Source organism: Candidatus Hydrogenedentota bacterium (assembly GCA_016791475.1).
Classification (GTDB): domain Bacteria; phylum Hydrogenedentota; class Hydrogenedentia; order Hydrogenedentales; family JAEUWI01; genus JAEUWI01.
In genome coordinates, this window is record JAEUWI010000250.1 from 1 (window position 1) to 682 (window position 682).

At 71.4% G+C, this 682-nt stretch carries 1 pseudogene; it reads right to left on the bottom strand.

What is annotated here, in order from left to right:
* Positions 1 to 153: 153 nt before the first annotated feature.
* Positions 154 to 682 (bottom strand): annotated as a pseudogene (locus tag JNK74_29035) (aminotransferase class V-fold PLP-dependent enzyme).

Below are 682 nucleotides of genomic sequence, written 5' to 3' on the forward strand. Positions count from 1 at the left end.
CGCGCCCAGCACCACATGCGGCCCTGGCACCACCGAAAAGACGAACCAGCCGGCCGCCACCGACCAGAGCAACTGGGAATATTGCACCGGCGCCGTCACCGAGGCGGAGGCGAAGCGGAAGGCGGTCATCATGAAGAACTGCGCGATCAGCTGGATCGCCGCGACCAGCGCGTCGAGGTCGGCGAGGCCGTTGTAGAGGCCGAGCGAGGCGCGCGCGGTGCCGGGGATGCCGAAGCGCGTCATCAGTGGCATCGCGCAGTGGTGCCCGGCGCGGATCGCCACACCCTCGGCGTCGAGGATGGTGCCGAGGTCGTGCGGGTGGATGCCGTCGACCAGGAAGGACAGGATGCCGGCTTTGCGCTCCGCGGTGCCGACCAGGCGTACCCCGGGGATGGCGGCGAGCGCGCGCGTGCCGTAGTCGAGCAGGGCCTGCTCGTGGACGTGGATGCGCGCGAGCCCGACGCCTTGGACGTAGTCGATCGCCGCAGCCAGCGCGATCGCCCCGGCGATGTTGGGCGTGCCGGCCTCGAAGCGCTGCGGCGGCGGGGCGAAGGTGGTGTTGTCGAAGGCGACGGTACGGATCATGTCGCCGCCACCCTGCCAGGGGGGCATGTGGCGCAGCAGCTCGGCGCGGCCGTAGAGCGCGCCGATGCCGGTTGGGCCGTAGAGCTTGTGGCCCGAG